This window comes from Phormidium tenue FACHB-1050, from assembly GCF_014696925.1.
GTDB lineage: Bacteria > Cyanobacteriota > Cyanobacteriia > Pseudanabaenales > Pseudanabaenaceae > Pseudanabaena.
Map to the genome: position 1 here is coordinate 19,518 of NZ_JACJQY010000047.1, position 24,915 is coordinate 44,432.

24 protein-coding genes and 1 pseudogene are annotated in these 24,915 nt (G+C 42.6%); 14 read left to right on the forward strand and 11 right to left on the reverse strand.

Annotated elements, in window-relative coordinates; translation table 11 throughout:
• Positions 1-65: 65 nt before the first annotated feature.
• The 3 genes from H6G05_RS20975 to H6G05_RS20985 form a co-directional block, all read right to left on the reverse strand.
• A complete protein-coding gene (locus H6G05_RS20975) occupies positions 66-629 on the reverse strand; it encodes an adenylate kinase family protein (RefSeq protein WP_190581151.1) in 564 nt (187 codons plus the stop codon).
• Between the two features lie 4 nt (positions 630-633).
• Complete coding sequence (locus H6G05_RS20980) at positions 634-1,884, reverse strand: SufS family cysteine desulfurase (RefSeq protein WP_190581153.1); 1,251 nt, start codon at positions 1,882-1,884, stop codon at positions 634-636.
• Positions 1,885-2,148: 264 nt separating this feature from the next.
• A complete protein-coding gene (locus H6G05_RS20985) occupies positions 2,149-4,215 on the reverse strand; it encodes a serine/threonine-protein kinase (protein ID WP_190581155.1) in 2,067 nt (688 codons plus the stop codon).
• A gap of 221 nt (positions 4,216-4,436) precedes the next feature.
• Here H6G05_RS20985 and H6G05_RS20990 point away from each other — a divergent pair, with 221 nt between their 5' ends.
• The 9 genes from H6G05_RS20990 to H6G05_RS21040 all read left to right on the forward strand — a co-directional run bounded on the left by H6G05_RS20990 (position 4,437) and on the right by H6G05_RS21040 (position 16,566).
• Positions 4,437-4,865 (forward strand): BlaI/MecI/CopY family transcriptional regulator, encoded by a 429-nt coding sequence (locus tag H6G05_RS20990; RefSeq protein WP_190581157.1) that lies wholly within the window; start codon positions 4,437-4,439, stop codon positions 4,863-4,865.
• Complete coding sequence (locus H6G05_RS20995) at positions 4,783-5,754, forward strand: M56 family metallopeptidase (protein ID WP_199310697.1); 972 nt, start codon at positions 4,783-4,785, stop codon at positions 5,752-5,754. The genes H6G05_RS20990 and H6G05_RS20995 overlap by 83 nt, the downstream gene beginning before the upstream one ends.
• 615 nt (positions 5,755-6,369) lie before the next feature.
• Complete coding sequence (locus H6G05_RS21000; RefSeq protein ID WP_190581159.1) at positions 6,370-7,473, forward strand: DnaJ domain-containing protein; 1,104 nt, start codon at positions 6,370-6,372, stop codon at positions 7,471-7,473.
• 103 nt (positions 7,474-7,576) lie between these two features.
• Positions 7,577-7,777, forward strand: coding sequence for an NAD(P)H dehydrogenase subunit NdhS (locus H6G05_RS21005; RefSeq protein ID WP_094536372.1), 201 nt, complete (start codon positions 7,577-7,579; stop codon positions 7,775-7,777).
• Between the two features lie 2 nt (positions 7,778-7,779).
• The gene (locus H6G05_RS25895) at positions 7,780-8,340 is read left to right on the forward strand and encodes an OmpA family protein (protein ID WP_190581162.1); all 561 of its coding nucleotides are present in this window, start codon (positions 7,780-7,782) and stop codon (positions 8,338-8,340) included.
• Positions 8,341-8,342: 2 nt separating this feature from the next.
• Positions 8,343-9,284, forward strand: coding sequence for a ribonuclease Z (locus H6G05_RS21015; RefSeq protein ID WP_190581164.1), 942 nt, complete (start codon positions 8,343-8,345; stop codon positions 9,282-9,284).
• A gap of 31 nt (positions 9,285-9,315) precedes the next feature.
• Positions 9,316-9,465, forward strand: coding sequence for a hypothetical protein (locus tag H6G05_RS21020; protein WP_190581166.1), 150 nt, complete (start codon positions 9,316-9,318; stop codon positions 9,463-9,465).
• 106 nt (positions 9,466-9,571) lie between these two features.
• Positions 9,572-14,113, forward strand: coding sequence for a PAS domain S-box protein (locus tag H6G05_RS25115; RefSeq protein WP_199310701.1), 4,542 nt, complete (start codon positions 9,572-9,574; stop codon positions 14,111-14,113).
• Between the two features lie 140 nt (positions 14,114-14,253).
• Positions 14,254-16,566, forward strand: a complete 2,313-nt coding sequence (locus H6G05_RS21040) for a response regulator (protein WP_190581168.1) — start codon at positions 14,254-14,256, stop codon at positions 16,564-16,566.
• Positions 16,567-16,751: 185 nt separating this feature from the next.
• Here the strand turns inward: H6G05_RS21040 and H6G05_RS21045 are convergent, their stop codons facing one another.
• Positions 16,752-17,204 carry an HNH endonuclease gene (locus H6G05_RS21045; protein ID WP_190581171.1) on the reverse strand — a complete coding sequence of 151 codons (453 nt, stop codon included), beginning with the start codon at positions 17,202-17,204 and terminating at the stop codon, positions 16,752-16,754.
• A 7-nt stretch (positions 17,205-17,211) separates the two neighbouring features.
• Positions 17,212-17,451 carry a hypothetical protein gene (locus H6G05_RS21050; RefSeq protein WP_190581173.1) on the reverse strand — a complete coding sequence of 80 codons (240 nt, stop codon included), beginning with the start codon at positions 17,449-17,451 and terminating at the stop codon, positions 17,212-17,214.
• An 18-nt stretch (positions 17,452-17,469) separates the two neighbouring features.
• Here H6G05_RS21050 and H6G05_RS21055 point away from each other — a divergent pair, with 18 nt between their 5' ends.
• On the forward strand, positions 17,470-17,670 hold the full coding sequence (locus tag H6G05_RS21055; protein WP_190581200.1) for a hypothetical protein: 201 nt from the start codon (positions 17,470-17,472) through the stop codon (positions 17,668-17,670).
• Here the strand turns inward: H6G05_RS21055 and H6G05_RS26065 are convergent.
• From H6G05_RS26065 to H6G05_RS21080, 5 genes and pseudogenes are all read right to left on the reverse strand, one after another.
• Positions 17,615-17,980: an HNH endonuclease gene (locus H6G05_RS26065; RefSeq protein WP_242025715.1), complete on the reverse strand. Its 366-nt coding sequence runs from the start codon at positions 17,978-17,980 to the stop codon at positions 17,615-17,617. The genes H6G05_RS21055 and H6G05_RS26065 overlap by 56 nt on opposite strands.
• A gap of 57 nt (positions 17,981-18,037) precedes the next feature.
• On the reverse strand, positions 18,038-18,214 hold the full coding sequence (locus H6G05_RS21065) for a hypothetical protein (RefSeq protein WP_242025717.1): 177 nt from the start codon (positions 18,212-18,214) through the stop codon (positions 18,038-18,040).
• A 242-nt stretch (positions 18,215-18,456) separates the two neighbouring features.
• Entirely contained in the window at positions 18,457-19,299 is an 843-nt protein-coding gene (locus H6G05_RS21070; protein ID WP_190581175.1) for an IS5 family transposase, read from the reverse strand.
• 47 nt (positions 19,300-19,346) lie between these two features.
• A complete protein-coding gene (locus H6G05_RS21075) occupies positions 19,347-19,958 on the reverse strand; it encodes a transposase (protein ID WP_190581186.1) in 612 nt (203 codons plus the stop codon).
• A gap of 23 nt (positions 19,959-19,981) precedes the next feature.
• A pseudogene (locus tag H6G05_RS21080) lies at positions 19,982-20,128 on the reverse strand (IS256 family transposase); the annotation flags it as partial.
• Positions 20,129-20,225: 97 nt separating this feature from the next.
• On the opposite strand from H6G05_RS21080, the gene H6G05_RS25120 reads away from it, so the two are divergent.
• From H6G05_RS25120 to H6G05_RS21095, 4 genes are all read left to right on the forward strand, one after another.
• Positions 20,226-20,759: a transposase gene (locus tag H6G05_RS25120; protein ID WP_199310705.1), complete on the forward strand. Its 534-nt coding sequence runs from the start codon at positions 20,226-20,228 to the stop codon at positions 20,757-20,759.
• Positions 20,747-21,007, forward strand: coding sequence for a transposase (locus H6G05_RS25125; RefSeq protein ID WP_322096413.1), 261 nt, complete (start codon positions 20,747-20,749; stop codon positions 21,005-21,007). The genes H6G05_RS25120 and H6G05_RS25125 overlap by 13 nt, the downstream gene beginning before the upstream one ends.
• 463 nt (positions 21,008-21,470) lie before the next feature.
• On the forward strand, positions 21,471-22,469 hold the full coding sequence (locus tag H6G05_RS21090; RefSeq protein WP_190581188.1) for a PRC-barrel domain-containing protein: 999 nt from the start codon (positions 21,471-21,473) through the stop codon (positions 22,467-22,469).
• The gene (locus H6G05_RS21095; RefSeq protein ID WP_190581190.1) at positions 22,469-23,245 is read left to right on the forward strand and encodes a photosystem II S4 domain protein; all 777 of its coding nucleotides are present in this window, start codon (positions 22,469-22,471) and stop codon (positions 23,243-23,245) included. Before H6G05_RS21090 ends, H6G05_RS21095 begins: the two co-directional genes overlap by 1 nt.
• 452 nt (positions 23,246-23,697) lie before the next feature.
• Here H6G05_RS21095 and H6G05_RS21100 read toward each other — a convergent pair whose 3' ends face one another.
• Positions 23,698-24,723 (reverse strand): HNH endonuclease family protein, encoded by a 1,026-nt coding sequence (locus tag H6G05_RS21100; RefSeq protein ID WP_190581192.1) that lies wholly within the window; start codon positions 24,721-24,723, stop codon positions 23,698-23,700.
• Positions 24,724-24,915 lie beyond the last annotated feature (192 nt).

The window sequence follows — 24,915 nt, forward strand, 5'->3', positions numbered from 1 at the left end:
AAATGAGTCGTAAGATTTGGATGATTGTGAGATTGCGCCCCAAAGGGGCGCAATCTCACAACCACTTATTTCAGTAAATGGTTAATACCATGCTCTAGACTAGCGCTGACAGTGGCTGCATCACACTCACTATCGATAGTCAACAATTTCTGTTTATAGCCGTAATATTCCAATAAAGGCATAGTTAGCTCCAGAAATTGCTCAATCCGTTTCTGAATTACCTCGATTGTGTCATCGGAACCACCACGCGATCGCGATCGCTGCATTAATGTCTCTTCCGAAGCTTGTAAATAAATAGCATGATCAAGGGGACAGCCCAACTCATCTAGCAAAAAGTCTAACTCCTCCGCCTGAAAAGAAGTGCGGGGATAGCCTTCCAAAATCCATCCCTGCTGAGCATCTTCCATGCCCAGACGCAAGCGCATCAGTGCAATCATCAGTAGATCAGGAACAAATTTCCCCGCATTAACAAAGCTTTTTACCTCTAAGCCTAAATCTGTTTCCGATGCCATCTCCAATCGCAAAATTTCGCTAGTTGAGATCACAGGAATATTTAGCAAAGCCTGTAAATGTGAAGCTTGGGTGGTTCTCCCTGAGCCTGATGCACCTAATAGAACAAGTCTGACCATAGAGTTAAGCCATCACGTTTTTAAAAAAGGCGATCGCATCTTTTAGAGAAGCGACAAAGGTATCGATTTCAGATTTAGTGTTATAGAAATAAACACTTGCTCTTGCCGTCCCACTAATTCCTAAAAATCGATGCAATGGTTGCGTGCAGTGATGTCCTGAACGAATCGCAATGCCGTCTTGATCGAGCATAGCCGATAGGTCATTAGCATGAATCCCGTGAGCGATCGTGAATGAGGCTAAACCTGCGCGATCATGGCGGGGACCATAAATTTTAATATCGGGAATATCATCGAGATAATCCATCAAGTAAGTAATTAATTCCTGTTCGTAAGCGTGGATTTTATCCATCCCGATCGCTGTTAAATAATCCACCGCCGCACCAAGGGCGATCGCCTCGCCAATTGCAGGAGTTCCCGCCTCAAATTTATGGGGTAAATTAGCATAGGTGGAATGGTCGAGAAATACATCGGCAATCATTTCGCCACCACCCATAAATGGAGGCATCTCTAGCAAAATATCTCGTTTACCATAGAGAAATCCAATTCCTGTCGGCGCACACATTTTATGTCCTGAAGCCACGAGCCAATCGCAATCAAGAGCCTGTACATCAATCGGCATATGTGGCACACTCTGGCAAGCATCCAGCAATACCTTTGCGCCCTGTGCATGTGCTAAGGGAATCATCTCTTCCACTGGATTCACACAGCCGAGAGTATTGGAAACATGGACAATTGAAACTAATTTGGTTTTAGGATTGAGCAAGGATTTGAACTGTTCTACGCTCAATATTCCCTCGATAGTCGGTTCTAAAAACTTAAGAACTGCGCCTGTACGCTGAGCGATTAATTGCCAAGGCACAATATTGCTGTGATGTTCCATAACCGAGAGAATCACTTCATCTCCCTCTTTCAAGTTTGCCCAACCCCAAGTATAGGCAACTAGATTAATCGCTTCACTAGCATTACGGGTATAAATAATTTCCTGAGATGACTGAGCATTAACAAATTTGGCTATCTTTTCCCGCGCTCCTTCGTAAGCATCAGTGGCTCTTGCACTAAGAGTATGAGCGCCACGATGGACGTTAGCGTTATCATGCTCATAATAATATTTCCAAGCATTGATTACTGCCTTAGGCTTTTGAGAACTGGCGGCATTGTCAAAATAAATGAGGGGCTTGCCGTTGACCTCTTGATTCAAAATTTCAAAATCTGCTCTGACCCGCTCTGCCAAGGTCTTTTCGTAGGTTAATGTCATGAGGCTTAGATGATTGCTGTCGTAACTGCTATCTGCATTTTAACAGTTCAAACCCCTAAAAAGCATGAAGCGTTGCGAAGCAACGCTTCATGCTTTTTAGGAGATACCATAAGGTGGCGCTTTGCGCCGACTCTATTCGTTTGGGTTTTATAGCTATAGCCACCTGTATCAGGACAAATCAAAACCCAAATAGTGTGAGGCGGCGCAAAGCGCCGCCTCACACTATTTGGGTTTTAAGTTTACTTATGCCTAACTACTTACAGATTAATTCGCCAACTTCCAAACTTTTATCTTTCCGTCAAGACTGCCACTGACCAACAGTTTTTGATCGGTACTAAATCCCACCGATGACACACCTTGCTCATGTTCTGACAAAACTTGAGGCGATCGCTTGTTTTTTAAAAACCAAATCCGAATCGTCTTATCGGCACTGCCACTAGCTAGTAAACGGTTGTCATTACTAAAAGCGATCGTATGTACTTCTCCATTATGTCCTGTGAGAACTTCCTTTAACTGTCCTGTCACCCCATCCCATAGACGGACAGTATTATCTTCCATTGCACTAGCGATGTTTTTACCATCGTTGCTGTAGACAATTGATCGCACAGGGCTGCCAGTTTCCACTAAAGTTTTGAGCACTTTCCCTGTGTCCACATCCCATAATCGAATTGCCCCATCTTTGCTGCCACTGGCTAAAACTTTGCTGTCTGGTGTAAAGGAAACATCATAAACCCATGATTTTTCAGATAGTGTCCTAATTGGTTTACCCGTTTCAGCATTCCATAAACGAATGGTGCGATCGCCACTAGAGCTAGCGATCATCTTCCCGTCAGGACTGAAAATAGTCGTGTATATCCGTTCTTGGTGTCCTTCTAACGTATGGAGAATTTTACCCGTGGCTACGTCCCAAATAATCACTTTGCGATCGTCACTACCACTGACTAAACGCTTGCCATCAGGACTAAAGTGCACGTCATAGACTCTTCCTGTATGCCCTTTCAGAGTCCGCAATTTTTGATTCGTTTGTAAGTCCCATAGCCCAATGATTCGTTCTGAGTTAGCCCCTGCTATGATTTTACTATCGGGACTAATCGTAACTCCATAAATGGCATCCCTTGCACCATCAATGGGAAATTCTTTGACCAAGGATGGAACTACATTTGATAAATTGGAGGAATTAGTTGCAGATTCTGGCAAGGTCGATTTTTCTGGGGAATCGTCAGAACTATCTGAATTTATTGGTTTTGGGGAATGTCCAAATGTCAGAACTAGAGCCGTAATCATAACCGCGCCCAGAGTAATGATGCCTAACCCCAAGTGCCAAGGCTGAAAATGTTGCCAAATACCTAATTTAGATATTCCCTGTTTCTGGGCTGAATGGCGATCGCGCACAGGCTCATTGTTGGCATAGCTCTTGGGATTGTTGGCTTGAGTCGCCTCTGCACTGATCAGTACCGTTGGCAAACTGTGATTGACCTGAGAACTCGGATAGCGATTGATAAATTCCTTGATCTCCTCATAGGCTACTTCCGCACTAGGATAACGTTGCCGAAAATCAAACCGCACCATTCGCGACAGAATATCCGCAAATTCTGGATAGACTTTGGGAGCAGATTCACGCCACCTAATTTCTAGGTTTTCATCTTTGAGCAGATGACTAGGGGCAAGCCCTGTCAGCGCTTGAATGCCAAGCATTCCGATCGCATAGATGTCGCTAGCAAATTTTGGCTCACCATGCGCCTGTTCGCTGGGCATATATCCAGGAGTCCCAATTCCTACGGTATAGCCACCATTATCTGATTGTCCTTCTAATATCGCCGTGGGTGTAACGATTTGTTTCACTACGCCAAAATCAATTAAAAAAAGCTGTCCATCACGGCGACGAATAATATTTTCAGGCTTAATATCACGATGGATTACATTATTTTGATGGACAAAGCTGAGGACAGTTAAGAGATTTTGTAATAAATCCGCAACTGCAAACTGTTCCCAAATCTTGCCACGCGGTAGTTCATGGCTAAGATCTTTGCCATCAATATATTCTTGAACTAGATAAAATTCTGATAATTCCTCAAAGTGGGCAAACAGTTGGGGGATTTGGGGATGAGTTCCGAGTCGGTAGAGAACTTGAGCTTCAGTTTCAAACAGTCGTCGGGATAATTGCAAGACGCTAGCTTCTTGAATATGGGGACTCAGCCTTTTAATTACTCTGGTGGGGCGATCGGGTAGGTGTAAATCTCGTGAGAGATAGGTTTCACCAAATCCGCCACCACCTAAACGCGCCGTAACTTCGTAATGCCCACCGACTATTTGCCCAGTTGTAAGACTCATAAACTATATTCTGTGGATGCCTTGGACTTGATTACAATCTTGCCATACAGGGTTGATTGGTTGTCAATTACAGCGCAAAGCGCTGTAATTGACAACCAATCAACCTTTAGAATATGGAGACAACGCAAAGCGTCGCCTCCATATTCTAAAGGTTTACGAAGCACAGCTTTAGGCTGACTTAAGGCAGTATAGTGTTAGCTAAAGTGCAAGTTTAAGACGCTATGACCCCTTTACCGAAATATCGCCCTAAACAACTATCTTTAGGACGCTTAGAGGCAGAAATCCTCAATATTATTTGGGATAATACAAGGCTAGGTGCGACAGATATTCACGATCGCATCTTGTCCGATCCCGATCGCGAGTTAGCCTATGGCTCAGTGATGACGGTACTGCGACGACTAGAGCAGAAGGGCTGGATTCATTGCGAAAAAGAGGGGCGATCGCTTTATTGGCAAGCACGAATTTCTCGCGAAGAAGCCCAAGCACTGGAAGCCTATCACCAACTCAATCGCTTTTTAGAAGTGGGTGATGCAGATATAGTTGCTGCTTTTGCTAATGATCTCGATCATGCCAGTATGGACAAACTTGAAGCGATCGCTGTCCGTCTTAAAAACATCCGTCAATCGAGAGAACAATCACAAGAAGGTTAAGCCCATGCCCTTTTTCTCTATACATTTTGTGATGCTCTTTGGCTCTCTCTGCCTTGCATGGGGGCTGCGCTATGGTTGGCAAAATAGCAATGATGTTACTTACCCTGCAAGTTGGCAAATGCGTTGGCAGAAAGCACTAGTATGCTTTGTGCTGCCGCCATTACTAGTCGTGATGACCGCGATCGCCGTGCTATGCATGGGAGCCGAAGGACAAATGATTGGATTGCAAGCAGGACGACTCAGCTATGCGATCGCCTTAATGTTTTTGATTTACAGTGTGTTTCGGAGTGGTCAACTCGCTTGGAGCGGCTGGCAATCTTTACAAAAACTGCAAGAGATGGTTACCGATGTGGAGCATGTTAACTCGGTTAATCAACCGATCCGCTTACTGAATATGCCGATGCTATTTGCTGCTCAAATAGGCTTTTGGCGATCGCAACTTTTTGTGAGCCAAGGTTTACTTGACACCCTTGATGCCGAACATCTTGATGCAGTTTTATGGCATGAACGCGCCCATGCCCATTACCGCGATACATTTTGGTTTTTCTGGCTCGGTTGCCTACGTCAAGTGATGCCTTGGTTGCCAAATACACAAGCTTTATGGGAAGAGTTGCTACTATTGAGAGAACTGCGTGCCGATCGCTGGGCGGCTCAATATACAGATGGGTTATTAATCGCTGAGTCATTACTAGCTATGGTTAGTAGCAATATGCACTCCACCCCAACTTTTGCCGCAGCCTTTGGGGCGACGAATACAGACAATCGCCTCGAAGAACGGGTGAGTTTTTTACTTGCCGATCCTGAACCATTACCACAATTTTCTTGGCGATCGCTATTTTGGATTGGCTTTTCCCTGTTACCGCTTACTGTATTACCATTGCATTACTAAAAAGTAGAGAGGGCGCGAAGCGCCCTCTCTACTTTTAGATTTTAAAAACTCTTTCTGGGTTTGATTTTTAATTTACAGCAATTACCGATCAAACGAACTACAAGAAAATTTTTGAAAGCGTTGCGAAGCAACGCTTTCAAAAATTTTCTTAGTTTGGGTTTGAGCGCAAAGCGCTGTAGGACTTATCCCAAATCACAAAATGGCGTAGCCATTTTGTGATTTGAAAACCTTTACTGGGTTTGGTTTTTAATTCGCAAAAGTGTTGCCACACTTTCGTGAATTGGTATAGCAAAAAAAGAGTTAGCTAGTACAAACCAAAACCCAAGAATCGAGTGGCGGCGCTTCGCGCCGCCACTCGATTCTTGGGTTTTATGTCCTAAGCAAAACTTGTTTTGCTATATTACGCAAAAGAAGACAAAGTAAGGGCAATTCATGAATTGCCCTTACTTTGCCCTTACATTGACATTCTGGTTTCAAGTAATCCTTGCGTAAGCCCTATAATTGCCAAAAGTGTCGTCACACTTTTGGCAATTGATATTATTGGTATAAGTATTCAGATAAATCTAGATAAAACAGATCGCCACTATCATCTAGCCATGAGCAAAGCGAGTAAACATGAATCAACCCAAGTCCCAGTTTATCCGCATTGATCGAGGTATTAGTCAGTTCAATCATGACTACTACGCCGCACTGGGCTTGCCAATCATCAGCAGTCCTGTTTACATTCGCCATGTCTATGTGAGTATTGCTCGCATACTCCATCCTGATGTTTATGGCTTTGGATCTGAAGAAAAGGAAATCGCCACACAATATCTAGCGAAATTGGTTAATCCCGCCTATAACGTCCTGATGAAGGAGGAAGAGCGCAAAGCTTATCAAGGCATCTTTAAGTTGCTTGCTAAACGGTTAATGCAAAAATCGCGCAATGTACCGATTCATTCGGCGATCGCCTGTGATTTGATGATGGCTCCCAATGATGGTCTTTACGAGCGCTCAGTTTCTAAGATCGCGCAGGTACAGTATCAATCCATCAAAACTATTCTGGAATATACAGCCCAAATCAGTGAACTCAATCTGGTTTATATTCTCTACAAAGAGGGCTATCACTATGGTGCAGACAATATGCCGCCAGTACTTATGCCCATGTCACCCACCTACCCCAAGCCTTATGTAGCCCCCTATCCTAACCCAGCCCCCAAAACTAGTTATCCCCAGCCTACTCAATACAAAAGTTACCAACCTCCGATTAATCGCAAATCTGACCCCGACGAAACTATAATTCAAACCAGAATTGAGGAAAGTGATACTAGCGCGATTGGCGATCGCCTGAGAATCTGTGAAATCTATATTAGTCAAGGAGATTGGAAATCTGCGCTCAAGGATTTGCGAGAGATCTTACAACTTGATAAGAACAATAGTAAATGTCACGCCATGCTGGGTGTGGTGTATAAAAACGTCAACCAGCCGCAAATGGCAAAAGTTAGCTTGCAGCGATCGCTTCAGATCAACCCTCGAGAGCCGTTAGCACTTAAACATATTAAGGAGCTTGATAATCCCAATCCTAGCCAAATTAATACTAAAGACAGTAGTAAAAGTGAACCGAAGCCCAGTCCTGCAAGTACTAAAAAAATACCGCTTCCACCACCACAAAAACGCGGTTGGCTGTCCAATCTGCTCGGATGGACTTCATCGGATGATCGCGATGACTCACGTAAATAAAGATGAGTCATCACGATCGCAACAGTACACAGAGCGGCGGCAAAAGATATAGAATGAACCTAGTTAAAACCATAGTAAGGAGTTTTGAGAGAGTATGCAGCCAATCATTTTTCCAGGTTCTGCGGTGCGGGTTATCAATGAAGGTGATACCTATTATGGGTTTCAGGGACAAGTACAACGGGTAACCGATGGTCGTGTCGCCGTGATTTTTGGTGGTGGAAACTGGGAAAAGATCGTTTCGTTTCGTGCTACTGAGTTAGAACTGATTGATACAACTGTTAGCTCTAAAGCAAAGAAGAAATAACTGTGACAAATTTACCGACTCCAGATAAGTCAATAGGTAAATCTTCGGGGCAACCCTCTGGCGATTTTAGTCAGGTGGGGCGCTCGGCTGTGAAATTTATCGTTCGCAGCGTGGTTCTGGGCGTGAGTGCGATCGCAGGTACGAGCATTGGCTTAGCGATCGCACTCACGCGACCAGATTTAGTCTGGCAACCCTCATTTAACTTTTTAAATTACAAAAAACAGCAATTTACCCTTTCATCAGATGCGTTGTTTGATGGGGACAAGTCAAGTATTCGTCCAGAAAGTTTTCGCTTACTTGATGAAGTGGCGGCTCAATTACCCTTAGCAACGGGCAAACGAGTCAGGATTAATGGGCATATGGATTTGAGCAGTGCAGGGGATGAGCTAACTCTTTCGTATTTACGAGCTACAGCCGTTAAGGACTATTTGGCAAGACTGCGCGGAGATCAGACCTATTATTGGATGGTGGTTGGTTATGGTGCTAGTCGTCCCTTGGCTAGTAGTGCGGCTGATAGCAATGGCAAAAGTAACCGTCGCATCGAGATTTTTGTAGATGACTAGATATGCAAATCACCTTTCTCGGTACTAGTTCGGGTGTGCCTACACGCGGGCGCAATGTCTCCAGTGTGGCAGTGCGTCTACCTCAACGTGCCGAAGTTTGGCTTCTCGATTGTGGTGAAGCAACTCAACACCAGTTACTGCGAAGTGATGTAAAAATTAGCCAAATCACCAAGATCTTTGTCACGCATATGCATGGCGATCATATTTTTGGTTTACCTGGGTTGCTGGCAAGTTGTGGCATGGCGGGGAATGTCAGCCATATTGATATTTATGGGCCATCAGGTTTGGGTGACTATCTTGATGCTTGTTTGCGCTATAGCGAGACGCGCCTCTCCTATTCGATCAAGGTACATAAGGTCAAAACGGGACTAGTTTGCGAAGATTCAGAGTTTTATATGATGGCGGCTCCACTCAAGCATAAAGTCACAGCCCATGGTTATCGCTTGGTAGAACGCGATCGCGCTGGTAAGTTTGATGTCGATAAGGCGATCGCGATGAATATTCCCTCAGGTCCAATTTTTGGTGAACTGAAGCAAGGTAAAACGGTGACGCTTCCCGATGGACGCAAAATAGATGGAAAGGAGTTTTGTGGCGCTCCCCAAATCGGGCGGAAGATCGCCTACTGTACGGATACAATTTTTTGCGATAGTTCCGTGGAATTAGCTCAAAATGCAGATGTCCTAATCCATGAGACAACCTTTGCTCATCAAGATTCTGACATGGCTTTTCAGCGTTTGCATTCCACGAGTACGATGGCGGCTCAAGTAGCACTACTAGCGAATGTGAAGCAATTAATCATGACTCATTTCAGTCCTCGCTATTCCCCTGGTAATCCCATTCTATTAGAAGATTTAGTTAATGAAGCACGGATGATTTTTGCGAATACAATTCCTGCCTATGACTTCATGACTTACGAAATCGCTCCTTCTCATCTTGCTAATTGATGGGGATTTTGTACTCATTACTGAGTATTACATGGCGATCGCTAACCAAATTGTTGAAGCCTATAGTGGTAAGATTAGACTAACTTTTGAAGTCGCGATCGCCTTGCATTCAAGTGTGACGCTTAAAGCTAAAACCTATTTTAGGGTTGATTATGCTGCGATAGAAGGGTCGGGGGGATGAGGGTTCAACGTAACATCACAGTTACTAATTCTTTATTAATATTGACGATTAAGCAAAATCTTGAATTTTGTTTTTTAATTTTACCTAGCTCCCTGCTAATAAGTTTATGGCTTTTACTAATGATAGTTCAGAAAAGATTCAGCTTCTGTTTGTCGAAGATGATCAAGAAGATCGCATTGCCTTCACGCGAACTGTAAAACAGCATAGTTTGCCCTATGAATGTACTTTAGCAAGTTCACTCTCAGAGGCGCTGGAAATTCTGCGCGATCGCAAATTTCAAATAGCGATTCTCGATTACAACTTAGGTGATGGGCGGTCTAACGAGCTATTTCCAATTCTCAAAGAACAAAATTGTCCATTTGTGATCTCGATAGAGAGTGGGGACGAGGAAACGGCGGCGGGATTGATGAATGAAGGGGCGGATGACTATCTGATTAAAGATCCCGAACGCAACTACCTGAAAATTTTACCCGTAACCATTAGTAAAACGCTGAGTCGCCACCAAACCGAACGGCAATTAAATTTACTCAACCGTGCGGTAACGAGCGTCAAAGACAGCATCTACATTTTAGATAACCAAGGAAAGTTACAGTACATTAACAATACTTTTGCCGAGTTTAGTAATATTTCTCCCCAAGAGGCGATCGGTCAAACGATTCAAGTTTTAAAACAGCCTGATCTAGAAGAATGGGTGGGAAATCTTCCTACTTTTAGTCATGAGAGTTGCAGTATCGAAGCGGAAATTGTGATGCGTCGCGCAGATGGCACAAATTTCGTCGCTTTAGTCTCGGAAACTTGCGTCATCGAAGACCACCACTTAATTAGGGTTGGGGTAATCCGCAACATCACTTCTCTCAAGTCAGTTGAACTTAAATTGCGACATTATCAACAATGCCTCGAAAATACTGTTAACGAACGGACTGCCGAACTACAAAAAGCGATCGTGGATTTACAGCAAGAAAATCAAGAACGCACAAAAATCGAGGAGTCATTGCGTACAAATCGGAATCAACTCCAGCAACAACAGGGATTTTTTAGATTAGTCATTGACAGTATCCCTAACTTAATTTTTGTGAAAGATTATGATGGTCACTATCTCTTTGCTAATCAGACCATGGCTGAGTTTTATAACACCACAGTTGAAAACCTTGTGTGTAAGACAGATGCAGACTTTCACCCCAATCCTATAGATGCGGAGCGATTCATTCAAGAAAATCGCCAGATAATTGAAACCCAGCAAGAGCTGTTCCTGCCTGAAGAAAAAATACCTCATGTAGAACTTGGTTCCCAATGGCTTCAGTGGCAAAAGCGCCCAATAAAAATATATGGCAATACAGAAGGAGTTTTGGGCGTTGGCGTAAATATCACGACTCGAAAACAGATCGAGATTTCCTTAAGTGAGAGTCAGCAACGCTTCGAGTCTTTAGCCGCAGTTGCGCCTGTGGGCATTTATCGCACTAATACCACTGGTGATGCGATCTACCTCAACGATCGCTGGTGTGAGATCGCAGGCTTGACCGCAGCAGAAGCCTATGGTCCTAACTGGGCGAGAGCATTGCACCCAGATGATCGCGAAAAAGTTGGAGCAGAATGGTATGCCTCCGTACAGGAGCATCGCCCGTTTGAGCTTGAATGCCGTTTTCAAAAGCCTGATGGCACAGTGACTTGGGTGCTTTCACGAGCCAGCGCCGAACGCGATATCTATGGTGAAATCATTGGCTATGTGGGGACGATTACCGATATTAGCGATCTCAAACGCGCCGAGACAATCTCACAAAAACTAGTCACAGGAACAGCCGCAGTTACAGGAGTAGACTTTTTTGTAGAATTGGTGCGTCACATTGCCGAGGCTCTTGATGTTACCTATGCTCTCGTGACCGAATTTGTGGATGGACGATTGATTACGCTAGGATTTTGGGCACATGGCAGAATACAACCTTCTATTTCCTATCTACCTGCCAAGACTCCCTGTGAAATTTCTTTGCAAGAAGGAGAATATCATTGTGAGCAAGCTGTCCAACAAATCTTTGCGGAAGATCTTGATCTTGCCTCTATGCAAGCTGAAAGCTATTTGGGAATTGCCTTAAAAGACGATCATGACAAGGCGATTGGCAATCTTTGTATTTTAGACTCAAAGCCTATCTCAAAAATTAAAAGGGCTGAATCGCTCGGTATTTTGCAAGTTTTTGCTGCAAGAGCATCAGCGGAGTTGCAGCGCAAAAATGTCAACGAAGCACTCAAAACCCTAAACCAAGATTTAGAGATGCGTGTCCAACAGCGTACCCAAGAACTGCAAGAACGGGAGGAACAACTTCGGGATTTCTTTGACAATGCTACTGATTTAATCCAAAGCGTATCGCCAGAAGGAAATATCTTATTTGTAAATCAAGCTTGGAAAAGAACCTTAGGCTATAGTGAAGCCGAACTAGAAAAATTATCGATTTTTCAAATCATCCACCCCGAAGATATTGAACATTGCCAGAGAGCCATGCAAAATTTATTTTGTGGCGCTCAAGGAGATCAATGTGTAGGGATCGAAACCAGATTCGTTGCTAAGGATGGTCGAACTATTGTTGTGGAAGGTAATGTGAACTGTCAACTAAAAGATGGCTCACCAGTTGCTACCAGAGGCATCTTTAGAGATGTTACTGCACGCAAACAAACAGAAAATGATCTTCTTGAATCTCAACGGTTTCTGCAACTAGTGCTTGATGCATTTCCATTGTTTGTATTTTGGAAAGATCGTCAATCAGTCTATTTGGGTTGTAATCAGAACTTTGCTACAGCCGCAGGTTTAAACTCGCCATCGGAAATAGTCGGTAAGACTGACTATGAGATGCCTTGGGGAAATACTGAAGCATATAGCTATAGAAGTGATGATCAGCAAGTCATCACTTCAGGCAACTCTAAACTAAATATTATTGAAACTCAATATAAGCTAAATGGACCAAATATTTGGTTGGAAACCAATAAAGTTCCTTTGCGTGACTTGAAGGGTGACGTAGTAGGTGTTTTAGGAACCTATCAAGATATTAGCGATCGCAAGATTGCCGAAGAGACTTTAGCGGAAAGCGAAGCATTTAATCGTCAGTTAGTTACAGAATTTCCGATTGGCTTAGCAAGCTGTCGCTTGGATGGACACTTAGTATTTGTTAACGCCGTCTTTGCCCAAATCTTAGGATACACAGTTGAGGAAGTTCTATCTCTAAGTTATTGGGATATCACGCCTAGTAAATATGCTGAGCAAGAAGCCGAACAGCTACGATTAATTCAAACAGAAGGTTGCTATGGACCCTATGAAAAAGAATACATCCATAAAGATGGGCATCTTGTGCCAGTAATGTTGTCAGGATTAATGATTTTGAGCAATGGAGAGTTTTTGATTTGGTCTAGTGTGCAGGATATTAGCGATCGCAAACAAGCAGAAGCTAAATTACATCTAGCCAACGAAGAACTCAGGCGGGCTACCCGTCTTAAAGATGAGTTTCTTGCTAATATGAGTCACGAGTTGCGGACACCGCTCAATTCGATTTTAGGAATGAATGAAGCTCTACAGGATGGCATATTTGGCAGCATTAATGAACGCCAACTCAAAGCACTGCAAACTATTGAGAATAGCAGTACCCATCTTTTAGCATTGATTAATGACATTCTCGATGTAGCAAAAATTGAATCTGGACAGGTCTTGCTAGACTTAACTGCTACAAATATAGAAATCTTATGTACATCTAGTTTGTCATTCGTTAAGCAGCAAGCACTCACAAAGCGAATACAGCTAATCCAAAAAATCCCCAAATCCTTGCCAGAAGTAATGGTGGATGAGAGGCGGATTCGTCAAGTCTTAATCAATCTGCTAAATAATGCGGTTAAATTCACTCCAGAGGGAGGAACGATTACTTTAGAAGTATCGCTAGTTCAATCTAATCCAGTTGCGACCAATCTCACGAATCAAAACCACCTAAGAATCGCTGTAATTGATACGGGGATAGGTATCTCAGCCGAGAATATCCAGAAACTATTTCAGCCCTTTATCCAAATTGATAGCGCCTTGAATCGTCAATATACTGGTACTGGTTTGGGGCTGGCTCTAGTCAAAAGAATCGTCGAACTTCACGGAGGCAGTGTAGAACTAACTAGCAAATTGGGGGGCGGTAGTTGCGTTGCGGTTAATCTTCCCTTTAACATAGGATGTCCTACTCCCGAAGTCCAATCTGAGTATGACGCAGTAAATAAATATTTGGTAGGTCAAAGCCAAACAGAAAGTCTAAATCCACCTGTAATTTTGCTAGCAGAAGACAATGAGGCTAATATCGATTCATTCTCTAGTTACCTAAAAGCTAAGGGCTATCACCTTTTATTTGCTAAGGATGGACAACAGGCGATCGCAATTACAAAAGCCGAGCACCCTGATTTGATTTTGATGGATGTGCAAATGCCTGTCATGGATGGTTTAGAAGCAATTAAGCAAATTCGTCTCGATCCTGATGTTGCTGATATTCCGATTATTGCGCTGACAGCTTTAGCAATGACTGGCGATCGCGAAAGATGTCTGGATGCAGGGGCAAATGAATATCTACAAAAACCCTTAAAGCTTAAGCAACTGGCTACTAGTATTCAACAAATTTTAAACGCAAAGAAAAATGTGTAATTTTTTGGATGTTTCTAACCTAAATATTTTTAGCCTTGATATATATGAGAAAAAGTTTATCTAAAAAGCAGTCTATCAATTCATTTAAACTAGGAGACTTCGCGCTTTCTTCGATTGGTACACGGTTATTTTTATCAATAATGACACCTGTTACTATCGGATTAGCTGGATTGGGGACTCTATTTTATTTTAATTTGGAGGCTGACAAGCTACACCATTTAACTGCGGAAGCGGATCTCAAAGTTAGAGAGGTAGATGCTGAACTTCGTAACAGTGAGGTTTTTTTAAAGAGTTTAGTCGCAGCAACTATCAATTTACAAAATAACGGGGTGCGATCGCCATCTGCATACGACCAAATAGTTCTTTCATTTATGTCTGCTCGTCCCAAACTGATTACTGGCTTTGGCGTGATGCAGACTCCAAATGGCTTGGTAGATCGCCAGTGGTTTGGACCTTATATCGAAGAGACACAACCAAATCGAGGTGTTAAACTTCCCGAAGATGCCAATTACAGTTTAGTGGAACTTTGGCAAGTCGATAAATATCATGAATTGCAATATTATACCGATGCTGTCAAGGAGAACAAGTTTTTTTGGTCAAAGCCATATATCAATGCAGTTTATCCAGTTCCATTAGTAACATATGCGGGACCAATTCGCGATCGCAATGGCAATTTAATTGGAATTGTGAATGGTGATATTAACATTAGAGATCTTAATCTTAACGAGTACAGTGTCTCCAAGGATGCTGGATATTCAGTATTAGTGACTCAAGAGGGAATAATCTTAGGCTATGCTCATGAACTTAACAAAGCATTTCAACTAGAAAATATTGCATCAATTCCCGCATACAAAGCTGTTTGGGATTCAGTTCAATATGAATTAGCTCAAGGGAAATCTCAAGGATTTATCGAGTCAACTGCAACACAAAGTTATTGGGTTTATGAGAGAGTGCCGAGTAGTCAATGGGTGATGTTGCAATCTATTCCCTATGGTACGGTTGTCAAGCCTGCGCTATTGCTCTCTCTCAGTGCAACTCTCACGGCAGCGATTGTCATGGCTTTTGTTGTAGGGATATTTGTCCGTTATCTAAACCGTCGATTGCAGCCAATTTTAGAGGCTTGCGAAGTGACATCCACAGAAAGCAATGAGCAAATTAGCTCCAAAGATGAAATTAGTCGTTTATCGACAGCCTTCTTCAGTATGATGGAACGCCAAGAAAATCTTTTGCAGCAATTGCAACTAACCAATACTCAACTGATTGAATCCCATCGTCTAAAGGATAGTTTTTTGGCAAATATGAGTCACGAACTGCGTACTCCCCTCAATGCCATTTTAGGAATGACGGAATCACTGCAAGAACACATATTTGGCGCAGTCAACGATCGCCAACTTGACGCATTACAAACTGTCGAAAGGAGCGGTAACCATCTTCTCGAATTGATTAACGACATTTTGGACTTAGCAAAAATTGAATCTGGTCAGATCGATCTAGATTTTGCGATCGCTTCAATCCCATCGATAGCGCAAGCAAGTTTAGAATTTGTGAAGCAGCAAGCCTTAAAAAAACAAATTCAATTGACCATCAAACTTGCCCCTAACCTCCCTAATCTGCTAATAGATGAACGGCGTATTCGTCAAGCATTAATTAATCTCCTCAATAATGCAGTTAAATTTACGCCGACTGGTGGAGGGGCAGTCACCTTAGAAGTCACACAACTGCCTTCTGTCCTCAATAAAACAACAAATACAACACAGGACTATCTACAGATTTCTATAAGCGATACGGGTATAGGTATCGCGCCAGAGAATATTCAGAAACTATTTCAGCCCTTTATTCAAATCGATAGCGCCTTAAATCGGCAATTTGAGGGAACGGGATTGGGGCTAGCATTGGTAAAGCGCATTGTCGAGCTTCATGGTGGCTATGTAGATTTAACTAGCGAACTGGGCGTAGGCAGTTGCTTCTCAATCCTGCTACCTTGTCTGCCTCTCCCAAACCCTCAAACTAAAATAGGCTCAAGCAATCGACCAGTTAAGCCCTTAGAGACTGAAATCGCAACCACCTATACAGATGTCAGACAGGATTTTCTGATATTGATCGTAGACGATGATGAAGTCAATTCTATGACGGTTTCAAGTTACCTTAAAGTTAAGGGTTATCGAGTTCTCTTAGCAAAAGATGGGAAAGAAGCGATCGCACTTACTAAAGCCCATAAACCTGATCTGATTTTGATGGATATTCAAATGCCAGTCATGGACGGTTTGGAAGCAACTCAGCAGATCCGTCTCGATCCAAATCTGGTTGATATTCCAATTATAGCGCTGACGGCTTTAGCAATGGCTGGCGATCGCGAAAGATTTCTAGAAGCTGGAGCCAGTGATTATTTAGCTAAGCCAGTTAAGTTAAAGAATTTAGCTAAAATGGTTCAAACATTATTAGAGCGTGTTTGAGAATTCGCTAGTCTGTTATCATCAGTGCCTCAAACATCCATATTTCCACCACACAAGCGATCGCCCCTCAGCAAACCAACAACATCAAACAGCGATCGCCCCTAAATCTTAGTCAAAAAGCGATCGCCCAAAATATCCATACTTTCACAAATAAGCGATCGCTTTATTAGCTTGATGACAAAAAGCTAGAAAGATTTCCTTGAATCAGTTGATGGAGGATGCCAACCAACTCTCACCCATGCTTGTCTGGCTCTCACAATTTCTGCTTCACTGCGAACTTCATCATTCAAATCTAGCCGATTTACAGTTGCTCTTCCTGTTTCAGTAATACCAATAATCCTACATCCATCGTTACTCCAAATAAAATGATCGTTCCATACTTGATGACGAGGATGAAATAGATTTACGGCATTTAATGTTGCTGGATCTTTGCCTTGAATGAAGTTGTAATGATGTGAGTTGCAGCGCTGGCAAGCTAGGGCTAAGTTATCAATATCATCTGACCCTCCAATGGATTTTGGTTGAATGTGATCTATCTCAAACCTTGCGGGACTAATTTCTTCTGAAGAATGACAATATTCACACAAAAAACTGGCTCTTTGTCTTATTTGAAGTTTTACTGCGGTAGGAATTGCCATACAAAATCTAGGATTCGCTAATAACTTTGGCATTAAGCAAGGTAAAAATTTGGTCTAATTCCAAAATCCCTGCTAATTCTGCTTTTTCTTGATCATTTAGTCCGATTCCCTTAAGACGCTCATTCAAATTATCTAGGCGCTCTTGTAATGGCTCAGAGAATTTAAATAAATAGCGATCGCGCACTTTTGCGGTAATAATTCCTGTAGATATCCACGAAGATGGCTTGACCATTGTTTGAGTCATCATTTGTTTAACTCCTTGCTCTTGCTAGTAACAATTATAAGCGATCGCCTCAAATATCCACACTTCCACCACACAAGCGATCACCCCTCAACAAACCAACAACATCAAACAGCGATCGCCCCTAATATCAATTACAAAGCGATCGCCTCAAATATGGCACTGGTTGTTAAAGAAGTGATGAATAGCTACAAGGCTTATCCAACAAGGATTTATGGTGATTGAGTAGCAAGCTCGTGAAAAGCTTGCCCAGAAATACTTTGAGATACTTATCCCTCTTTAACAGTCCAGTGCCATCGTTACTCCAAATAAAATGATCGTTCCATACTTGATGACGAGGATGAAATAGATTTACGGCGTTTAATGTTGCTGGATCTTTGCCTTGAATGAAGTTGTAATGATGTGAGTTGCAGCGCTGGCAAGCTAAGGCTAAGTTATCAAGGTTGTCTGAACCTCCAATAGATCTTGGTTGAATGTGATCTATCTCAAACCTTGCGGGACTAATTTCTTCTGAAGAATGGCAATATTCACTCAAGAAATTAGCTCTTCATCTTATTTGGAGTCTTATTGCTGTAGAGATTGCCATTTAAATCTAGAATTCGCTAATAATCGCGGCATTAAGCAAGGTGAAAATTTGATCTAATTCTAAAATCCCTACTAATTCCGCTTTTTCTCTGTCATTTAGTCCAATTCCTTTGAGCCGTTCATTCAAGTTATCTAAGCGACTTTGTAATTCTTCGGAGAACTTAAATAAATAGCGATCACGCACTTTTGGGCTCTGGACTGTTAAAGAGGGATAAGTATCTCAAAGTATTTCTGGGCAAGCTTTTCACGAGCTTGCTACTCAATCACCATAAATCCTTGTTGGATAAGCCTTGTAGCTATTCATCACTTCTTTAACAACCAGTGCCCACTTTTGCGGTAATAATTCCTGTAGATATCCACGAAGACAGCAATTCTCATTATGAAAGCAAGCTAGTCAAACTATTTATATAGAACCCATTTGGTATCTTAGGAAGCTTTAGCAAGGCGCTTAAGCATAAGCCTAATAAAGCAAAGATGAATTCTTGCATTAGAGTTGTCTAAAGTTCTGTCAAAGTTTTTGACCAGACTTTTACAACGCTCCATCCAAGCATTGGAACGTTCCACAATCCAACGCATAGGAATGACGACAAAACCAGATATGCCCAAAGACTTCTTCTCCTGACTAGACATTTTCGGAGCAACCTTAAACCTAATCTTGGTCATAATCTGTGGATAAATCTCTTCTAAGTCTGGGATCAGCTTATCAGGATGATAACCATGATCAACCATGACAGTTATTTTGGGAATATTCACGGGTTTAGATTTAAAGTAATCAATGTTTTGAGCAAACATTTCAAGCAAAGCCTTGTCATCGGACAGACTTGCCTTGGTGCAAAGCGTAAAGAATGGCAAACCCAGAGAATCCACACCGAGGTTTTTCTTGATCCCATTTGTGGCTTTGTAGGAGCAGAAACCTTTAGACTCAACGCTTGCATTACAGGTATTTTTGGTGGCTTGTGAATCGACGATGATTAAGGTTGTCCACTTAGGCTTTTTTTCGGCTTGTCCTCTCACCTGTTCGTGTAATGCGGTCATGATTTCCCTCAGTACTCCTGACTCTCGCCATTGCTTGTAGTGCCAATACACTGTGGAGTATGGGGGTAAATCCTTGGGTAAGTCTGCCCAATTACATCCTTGCTTGAGTTGGTAAAATATGCCGTCTAATATTTGTCGTTTTGTCCATTTTGGTGGGCAAGTTTTCTTCTTTTTCGGCAACAGAGGTTCAATAATCTCCCACTCCTTGTTGCTTAGGCTACTGCTATATCCCATCTTTGCACCCTTTTCTTACCTCAGATCTTGCACCATTCCTGAAAGAGTTAAGTGGGAATGGGTTTGAGAATAATTTCAAAGCCATGACGAGCAGCAATATCGGCACTAACTTGAAGATACCTGAGAAGTTTCAACCAAAGGACAGAAGGGAATAAAACTGAAAGAGTTAAATCAGAGGTAGCTTTCCAGTCCAAGATGGGAGGAATCGACCATTGATCAATCCAATGAGCCAAAAGATAAGAAAGCAGAGAGAGAATCAACCAACGATAAACACCAAGTTTTGTAGATTGCCCAAAACAATGCAAACCAAAGCGATGCTTGACGGTTTTGAAGAATCCTTCAATCGCCCAACGCTTACGTCCTAACATCACCAGATAAGCACCAGAATAAGGATGCGAAGAGACGACAAAGCGTAACTCCCGTTTCCTATCTGCTCTTTTGAGCCAGAACCAAGAGATGGTCAAAGGCTTAGTTAGCCCTTTCAGTAAAACTTGTTGTCCCCGTTTGCCATGACGATAAAGTTGTTTGACGGTACGTCCATCTTGAAGTTTGCGATTGTTGCGTACGCCGACAACTATGCGCCAAGACTTGGCGCGGACTGCATTGAAAAACTTCACCGTACTAAACTCAGTATCAGCAAGGACAATCGAGATTGTCAAGCAAAGTGTGTAAAGTCTAGAAGCTAGAGATGGAGACGATCCTCGAAGAGGATAGCAAAGCGATTAAGAGCAGGTTTCCAATCACGAATGGGCATCGTCCATTTCTTAGAAATATTCCGCACTGCCAAATAAACCAGCTTGAAAGCAGCCTCATCAGAGGGGAAAATCTGTTGGGACTTAATCACTTGGCTCAATAGGTGAATCGGGGAGGTGAAAGAAAGGCAGGAATTGATAAAATTGTAGCGAAATCCCAAAGCAGCGAACACTATGCTGAGCGTGAACTTAACCCATCTAATCGATGATGAAAAATGTTACGAAACAGTGCGTCAGATGAGATGGACAACAGGAATACACTGTCCAAAATGTAAAAGCTCAGAGGTAATCAAGCGAGGCAAAGATGAAACGCAACCTGCCCGTCAACGATACCAGTGTAAAACTTGTAACACTAACTTTGACGATCTAACCGCCACAATATTTGCAGGAAACCATCAACCACTACGGATGTGGATATTGTGCCTATACTTGATGGGCTTAAACCTCTCAAACCGACAAATTGCCCAAGAACTAGACCTAGACAAGGATGTAGTGCAAGATATGACCACTCAGTTACGAGAAGGTATTGACCAAAGCAAGCCTGAAGTAAACTTATCTGGCGCAGTCGAGTGTGACGAGGTATATGTGACAGCAGGCCACAAAGTCAACCCCGAAGAAGTTAAAAAAAAGGGCGCAAGGGAAGACGTAATCGCCTCAAGGGGTGGCGGGGGACGCTTGAAAAAGAAAAACCACCCATCTTCGGCATGATTCAGCGTGGTGGTGAAGTGGTAATTCTCATGATGGAAAACGTTCAACAACGGACTATTGAGCCTCTGATTAAAGCAAAGATTGCTCTTGGTACGATGGTTTACACTGACGAATATGCCATCTACAACCCTTTACAATCTTGGGGCTATACGCACAAAACTGTTTGTCATGGCGCGGGAGAATATGCAAGAGATGAAGATGGTGATGGCTTGTGCGAGTTTCATGTCAATACGATGGAGGACTTTTAGTCGCTTTTGCGCTCTTGGTTACGTCCTCATCGTGGTATTTCTCAAGAAAAGCTACCTTTATATTTGAGCTTCTTTGAGTTTGTTCATAATGCTAAGAGAAGGGGTAAAGCTTTGCTCAGTGCCTTTGTTGCACTCTCTACTTTCCTTACCTCCCCGATTCACCTATTGAACCAATGAGAATTGCTGGTAATCACTATATTTTTCTGGCAATTGTATGAACGTTGAAATAGTGGGACAAGGGGCTGCGCCCCCTTGCCAGCCCTAGACTTTCGCTATCGCAGGAAGTTCTTCCATGCATCAATAAAGCATAATGCGATCGCCCGAACAATCGACCGAACAAACGTTAAGATACCGACGGGGATCTAGTCTGCTAAGATCAAGCCTAGGTATTTACCGTCCTGTTTAGTTCATGCCCCACTCGTTGGGGATCGTTTGGGAATCTTTTTAGAGCCACGTCACCGCCATGATGCAATCGGAAAATCTTCGTCAACGTGCCGCCGTATTGGGTTTGCAAGTCTTTAGCAAGCGCTCAGCCGTGCGGCTTGGCATCGTCACCCAAATCTGGCTAGATGTCGATCAGAGGCGGGTCGTCGGAATGACCGTCGCTGAAAGATTTGTCCCAGGCACACCCATTGGCATAGGTGACACATTTTTTATGTCCCTCGATAACATTGACCTGCTGGGGCCAGATGCCATCTTGGTAGATGACGAGTCGGTACTCGAAGATATTTTAATTACTGAGCGCTACACCACCCTCATTAACAACGAAGTAGTTACAGAATCAGGGGAATTGCTTGGTAAAGTACGCGATTTTAGATTTGACCCTGAGACAGGTGATTTACTTTTCTTAATCGTTGCCTCCATTGGTAACCCAATTATTCCTGCCAGCCTGATTAGCACCTACGAGCTTGATGTCAATGAAATCATCGCCGTGGGACGCGATCGCATTATTGTCACCGAAGGCATGGAAGATCGGATGACCCAACTTAGCAAAGGCTTGTTAGAGCGTCTAGGACTAGGCAAAGCACCTTGGGAAGATGACTTCGAGGATGACTACATGCCACCATCCACCACCATTCGCGACAACGCCCTATCGTCTGGCACAAGAAGCACCTATTCACCCCCACCGCAGCAGCAACGTCCTGTCTATCGTCAAGAACAATCATGGGATGATGGCGATAATTGGGCTGAGGAGCGCATTCCTGTAAATCCCCCGCAGCAACAACGTCGCCAAGCCAGAGCCGAAGTCCGTCCTGAGCCATCGCGCCCGATCGCTCCACCACCTGCGCCCATCGATAACTATGATGATGAGTATGATGATTTTGAAGACGATTATTTAGATACACCGAAAACTAATTTTCGTAACGAAACCCAACAGCAGATCCGTGATGCTTGGGGCGAAACCAAAATTCCTGACAAGTCCAAACAACGTATTCCCGAAGAGGAATTTGACGAAATTTAATGCTACCTCGTGACCTATTGAATCATGTTGAAAATCGCGATACCGTTAGCCGATTGCTGGATTTAGGCGATCGCGCTATCCAGACATGGGATGTCGTATGCAGTGATTTTCTATCACCGCCCGAAATTACGGAAGCGCTACAAGTATTCGGCAAAATGACCGAAATCCATTGCCTAGCATGGGGTGGTTATGAACAAGCCGAACGCCAAAGATTAGCGATCGCTCGTTCTGAGTTGCCCCTTGAACCTTCAATGGTTAGTCTCACTCCCATATCGATTTCTGGCAACTTCCTATTTGACACGGCAACCCATCGCGATTTTTTGGGTGCGCTCCTTGGTACGGGTATCGAGCGTCAAAAAGTCGGCGATGTTAATGTCCTAGGCGAAAAAGGCGCACAGGCGATCGTTGTTCCAGAACTCATGGAATATTTGCAAATCCATTTTAATCAAGTGCGAACAGTTCCCGTCAAGGTCAATGCGATCGCGTGGGAAGAGTTGAAAATCCGCATTCCTGTCACTAAAGAACTTACTTCCACGGAAGCATCCTTAAGACTAGATGCGATCGCCTCCTTCGGTTTTGGGATGTCACGTAGCAAAATGGTGGATCTGATCAATGGCGAAGATGTGCGTGTCAATTGGAAAACAGTTTCTCAGCCTAACTATCAACTCAAATCTGGTGATCTGATCGCCATTCGTGGCAAAGGTAGAGTTACGATTGGTGAAATTATGATTACCAAAAAGGAACGCTACCGCGTGCAAATGACACGCTCAGTTTAATGTAAAACAACTAGGTAAAGTTGCGGAAGAGAGAGCAATAATCCATAATACTTCCACCACACCGCGATCGCACCTCAACAAACTAACAACACCAAACAGCGATCGCACCTAATCTCAATCACAAAGCGATCGCCTAAAATATCCATACTTTCACCACATCAGCGATCGCCCCTCAACAACCAAAAACACCAAACAGCGATCGCCCCTTAAATCTCAATCAAACAGCGATCGCCTAATACCAATTCACGAAAGTGTGGCAACACTTTTGTGAATCGAAAACCAAACCCAGTAAGGGTTTTAAAAACACAAAATGGCGTAGCCACTTTGTGTTTTGGTATAAAACATCAACACTTTCACCACACAAGCGATCGCCCCCTCAACAAATCAACAACATCAAGCAGCGATCACTCCTAATCTCAGTCATGAAGCAATTGATTAAAGTTTTATGATTTTTATCTTCCCTCTCGTTCTACATTCCAACTATCACATAAATTTCTAATCGTATCTAAACGCATAACTTGCTCACAAAATCGGTATATAGTTTTTGAACTTAGTCTGAGTTCGGCAAAGTAATCATTTTGTAGGTCGTAGGATACCGTAAGATTGCGTGGAATATCCGTGATAAAAGAAGGAAACTTATTACTAATCTCAGTAAACGATTCAGGAGAATATTCTTGAATCCACTTTAAGATTTCAATGTAAACATCTTTCCAATAAGTTACTTGATATTCGTCTCCTGCAATTGTCAATTTAGTTGGTCTTGTCCCTGTGACATCATCGGAATAGGAAATAGGATTGTTAGGAACAAAACATGACCATATTTCCAGACACATATCAGCTAATACTTTAGCTCTATCTTCAATCGCTGATTTATTCCATTGATCAACATTTTGAAAATAATTATTTAAAAGTAGATCACTTTGATTGAAATACTGCTTCTTCTGCTGATAAGACTTGTTAGCGGAGTTATAATCCAGAGGAACTAAAGTTAAGTTGCTAAGAACTTGTTTATATGTGTAATAATATTGCTGCCAATCCTCTCCTAGTTCTTTCTCCCATTCAACATTGATTGAGTCGGGCATTATTAACTCTACTTTGTAAGACGAAGATTGGAAAGTATTTGTATCTTTTGAATTTTGCTTCCTTAAATAGACTTCAATTGTTTCCAGTATCAATTTTGTTCTCTCATCAGTAGCACTAAAAGATGTCCTGAGCATATCCTTACAAAAATCATTGTCCCTAGGATAACGATTTTTTCCAAGTCTGATTTTTACTCCATCAATTAGGTTTGAGGTGCTTTCATGTCTAGCATCTCTGTAAAGAATTGGGAAAATTCTATTGAGTCCAAACGTTTCAATATCACAAACTAAACGTCGTACTGCAAAGTTTTCAAGTGTTTTTAAAATATCAATAAATTCATTTTTTGATATGGAAGAACGATTGTATTCGTGATAGCAGTTTAACAAGAAAGGATACATAACTGTATATTTTAATCTATTAATACGCAATAGATTTTCAGGTAAGAATTCAGGTAAGAATAGGGATGAGAGAGATGGAAGAAGGATCAATTAAAGCTTGACGAAAAAAATCAATGACAGATTTACCTTGAGCTTTACAAGTTTGAATAACCGTCAATAAAGCGGCGGTATTGCGTAAACCATCCATAGAAC